This window comes from Kitasatospora sp. NPDC043949, from assembly GCF_056435365.1.
In genome coordinates this window covers 1-3794 of record NZ_JBWKEQ010000111.1, presented here as the reverse complement: position 1 = coordinate 3794, position 3794 = coordinate 1, and the positions used below count along the sequence as shown (strand labels likewise).

General features: G+C 67.8%; 1 protein-coding gene and 2 pseudogenes. 2 read left to right on the top strand and 1 reads right to left on the bottom strand.

The features are described from left to right. Positions 1 to 213: 213 nt before the first annotated feature. A pseudogene (locus AC07AL_RS38460) lies at positions 214 to 1234 on the bottom strand (IS701 family transposase); the annotation flags it as partial. Positions 1235 to 1304: 70 nt separating this feature from the next. Here AC07AL_RS38460 and AC07AL_RS38455 point away from each other — a divergent pair. Continuing rightward, a pseudogene (locus AC07AL_RS38455) lies at positions 1305 to 2564 on the top strand (IS3 family transposase). Between the two features lie 47 nt (positions 2565 to 2611). Then, entirely contained in the window at positions 2612 to 3694 is a 1083-nt protein-coding gene (locus AC07AL_RS38450) for an IS630 family transposase (RefSeq protein WP_478319561.1), read from the top strand. Positions 3695 to 3794: the final 100 nt, after the last annotated feature.

Sequence of the window (3794 nt, the reverse complement as noted above, 5' to 3'; positions counted from 1 at the left end):
GGAGCCGGTGGACAAGGTACGCGCGCGGTCATGGCAGCACCCCCGAAAGACTCTCCTCACCGATACTGCCGACCTGACCCCATGTCAACAAACCACCGCTAGTAGGGCTTGGTCAGGTCTGTTTTCGTGTGGGTATGTCGCGGTGGCAGGTGGGGCAGGCGCCGGCCCAGGTCGCCAGAAGGATCTGGAGCTCGCGGACGACTTGGTAGAGACTCAGGCCGGCCCCGCGTCTTTGGGGGCGGTGGCCAGTCTGCGCAGGGTGCAGAACGCGTGGGCGAGGGAGACCAGCGTGACGTGGTGGTGCCAGCCGGTGAACGTGCGGCCCTCGAAGTGGGCCAGGCCGAGGGCCTGTTTCATCTCCCGGTAGTCGTGCTCAACTCGCCAGCGGAGCTTGGCCATTCGCACCAGAGTGGTCAGCGGGGTGTCGGCGGGCAGGTTCGAGAGCCAGAACTGGACCGGCTCGGCTTCCCTGGCGGGCCATTCGGCCAGCAGCCAGCACTCGGCCAGTTCCACGCCCTCGGTGGCGTCGCGGATCTCGCCGTCCGGCAGGGCGGATCCGCAGCGCCACGAAGCGCGAGTACATCCGTTTGAAGCCGCTCTTCGCCCTGCCGGGGCGCGACCCCTCCCGCCACGACACCGGCCTGGCCGCTTTCGAACCGGCGGCGATGGCCAGGTCCTTCACGCTGCGGGCCTTGTCCGGGTACTTCGCCACCGGCGGCCGACCGGTGCCGCTGTAGGCGGGCGTGAACGGCCGGGCTTCGGCGGGGTGCGCAGTCGGCGTGGTGGAGATCCCCACCACGTAGTGCAGGCCGAGGCGGAAGGCTGCGGCGTCGCCGTATCCGGCGTCGGCGATGACGAGTGGGACGTGGACACCCCAACAGCGGGTCTCGTCGATCATGTCCAGGGCCAGCTGCCACTTCTCCACGTGGCCCAGGCCGGCGGGGATGCCGCACCGGTCACGGCGGGCGACCTTGTCCGGGTCCGCCTTCGTCGATTCGGGGTCCCAGACGGCGGGGAGGAACAACCGCCAGTTGACCGGTGCCGAGGCGTGGTCACGGGCCAGGTGGAGCGAGACGCCCACCTGGCAGTTGGTGACCTTGCCCGCGGTTCCGGTGTACTGCCGCGACACACACGCCGACGCGTCGCCGTCCTTGAGGAACCCCGTGTCGTCGATGATCAGCGCGGTCGGATCGATGGCGTCCTGCATCCGCCAGGACAAGCGGGCCCGGACATGGGGTATTCCCCCCGATTGGTAGACATCACGGACACTGGATCTCATGGATTCAGAGGAAGAGATGGCACCTATGGTGCACAAGTACTACTCAGCGGAGTTCCGTGCTGACGCTGTGGCACTGCACTGCACTGCACTGCTCCGATCCGTCGCTGACGTATGCGCAGGTCGCGCGGGATCTGGGCATGCATGCGGAGTCGCTGCGGCAGTGGGTGCGGGCCGCGGGGGCCGCGCCGGGGCCCGACGGTGTCCTGCCGGCTGCGGCCGGGTCCGGGGCTCCTGGGGTGGAGACGCCCGAGGAACGGATCGTCCGTCTGGAGGCGGAGAACGCGGCTTTGCGGGTGGAGAACACGGGGCTGCGCAAGGACCGCGAGACGCTGTCGGTCGAGCGGGACATCCTGCGGAAGGCCACGAAGTATTTCGCCTCGGAGACAAGCTGGTGATGAGCCGCTTCCAGTTCGTTGAGGACCACCGGGAGGCCTTCGAGGTCAAGCGGCTCTGCCAGGTGCTGGACAGCCAGCGCTCCAGTTACTACAAGTGGCGCGCCAGTGCCGCGACCCGCGCAGAACGGCAGGAGGCCGACGCTGTCCTGGCGGCGCGGATCCAGCGCGTCCACACCGAGTCCGACGGGACCTACGGCGCCCCGCGCGTCACCGCCGAGCTGCGGGATGGGGGCCTGGCGGTGAACGAGAAGCGGGTCGCGCGGGTGATGCGCAAGTTCGGGATCGTGGGCACCCGTCTGCGCCGGAAGGTCCGCACCACCGTGCCCGAGCCGTCGGCGACCCCGGTGCCGGACCTGTTCGGGCGCGACTTCAGCGCGCCGGCGCCGAACCTGAAGTACATGGGCGACATCACATATCTCCCGGTCGGGGACGGGGAGTTCCTGTATCTGGCAACGGTGCTGGACTGCTTCAGCAGGCGCGTCGCGGGCTGGTCGATCGCCGACCACATGCGCACGTCCCTGGTCGCCGACGCTCTGACGATGGCCGCCGCCACTCGCGGCACCCTACGCGGAGCGGTGTTCCACTCCAATCACGGAGCGCAGTACGGAAGTCGGCAATTCTCTTTCCTGTGTGCCGAGTTGGGAGTGAAGCAGTCCATGGGTGCTGTCGGAACGAGTGCCGACAACGCCGCCTGCGAGAGCTTCCACGCCTCACTGAAACGCGAGCTCCTCAAGGACGCACGCCGCTGGCCCGGAGCCCAGGCCTGCCGAGCGGCGGTTTTCCGCTGGCTGAACAGATACAACACCTGGCGCAGGCACTCGGCCAACGGCCAGGTCAGCCCCGTCACCTACGAGCAGCAGCAGTCAGCTACCCTGGCGCTCGCCGCATAACCACACAAACCCGTGTCTACCAACCAGGGTGAAGCCCCGGCAGACGTCTGCTGCGGATCGTCCGCAGGGGCACTGGGTCGGTGGTGACCTGGCGGCGGGCCCAGATGGTGCTGCTGTCCGCCCAGCGCATGCCCGTGGCGAAGATCGCCGAGGTCACGTTCACCAGCGCGGACCGGGTCCGGGACGTGATCCACAACTTCAACGCCGACGGCTTCGACTCGCTCTACCCGAAGTATCGGGGCGGCCGGCCAAGGACGTTCACCCTGCCCGAGCGCCGCGAGATCAAGAAGATCGCCAAGTCCAAGCCGGCCGAGCACGGCCTGCCGTTCTCGACCTGGAGCCTGGCCAAGCTGGCCGACTTCCTGGTCGCCGAGGGGGTGGTCGACGACATCAGCCACGAGGGCCTGCGCATCCTGCTCCGCGAGGAAGGCGTCTCCTTTCAACGCGTGAAGACCTGGAAGACCTCCCGCGACCCCGACTACGCGGCCAAGAAGGCCCGCGTCGAACACCTCTACGCGATCGCCGACGGCGAAGTCATACCCGAGGAAGCCGAGCCCGAAGTCGTCTTCTGTCTGGACGAGTTCGGCCCACTCAACCTCCAACCACACCCCGGTCGGCAGTGGGCCGAACGCGGCGGCACGGGCAAGGACCCCCACCGCGAACCCCGGCACCGCCGGCGGGCCACCTACACCAGACCTCACGGCGTCCGGCACCTGTTCGCCGCCTACGATCTCGCCAAGGACCAGCTCTACGGCCACATCAAGAAGACCAAGAACCGCTACAAGTTCCTGGAGTTCTGCCGCTACCTGCGCTCGCTGCATCCCGCGGATGTGCGCATTGCGATCGTCTGCGACAACTACTCGCCGCACCTGACGACGAAGCGGTGCCAGCGCGTCGGCACCTGGGCCGCTGCGAACAACGTCGAGATCGCCTACACCCCGACCAACAGCTCCTGGCTCAACCGGATCGAGGCCCAGTTCACCGCCCTGCGCTACTTCGCCCTCGACGGCACCGACCACGCCAGCCACAAGGAACAGGGCAGCATGATCCGCCGCTACATCATCTGGCGGAACAAGCACGCCGCCGACGAACGGCTACGCGAGGTCGTCACCAGGGCGAACGTTGCCTGATGCGGCACTAGTAGGGCTTGGTCAGGTTTGTATGGATGTGGGTATGTCGCGGTGGCAGGTGGGGCAGGCGCCGGCCCAGGTTGCGAGGAGGAACTGCATT